Origin of the sequence: Pseudomonas sp. 2822-17 (assembly GCF_002742485.1) — a bacterium.
Taxonomy (GTDB): domain Bacteria; phylum Pseudomonadota; class Gammaproteobacteria; order Pseudomonadales; family Pseudomonadaceae; genus Aquipseudomonas; species Aquipseudomonas cyclaminis.
In genome coordinates this window covers 1-422 of the sequence record NZ_LJRZ01000516.1, presented here as the reverse complement: position 1 = coordinate 422, position 422 = coordinate 1, and the positions used below count along the sequence as shown (strand labels likewise).

Annotated in this window: 1 protein-coding gene; it reads right to left on the bottom strand. The window is 40.0% G+C overall.

All coding sequences use genetic code 11. The features are described from left to right. A partial coding sequence (locus tag AOA60_RS22215) for a CheB methylesterase domain-containing protein (protein ID WP_143522475.1) occupies positions 1-422 on the bottom strand: 422 nt, incomplete at both ends.

Genomic DNA, 422 nt, shown 5'->3' with positions numbered 1-422 from the left:
TCTTTCAATTGTTGATGCTATCTTTTCTAGCGAAACAACATGATCTACCTGATTTGTTTCGATGGCTGTTCTTGGCATACCGTAGACAATGGATGTCTCTTCCGATTCAGCAATTGCAATCGTTTTATTGGAGCCTTTTAAGCTAATTAGGCCCTTAGTACCATCAGAACCCATTCCTGTTAATATGACAGCTAAAACGTCTTGATTTTTAAGCTCGGCTAGCGAATTAAACATGGTGTCTACAGAAGGCCTATGACCATTCACTAACGGGGACTGGTCCAATCTTACTGCGACTGAAGTCCCGACACCCTTCACTTTTAAATGGTATCCACCTGGAGCGATATATGCAACACCTTTTTTTAAAAGTTCTCCATCTTCTGCTTCTTTCACTGTTATTTGAGAGATTTTATTAAGTCTCTCAC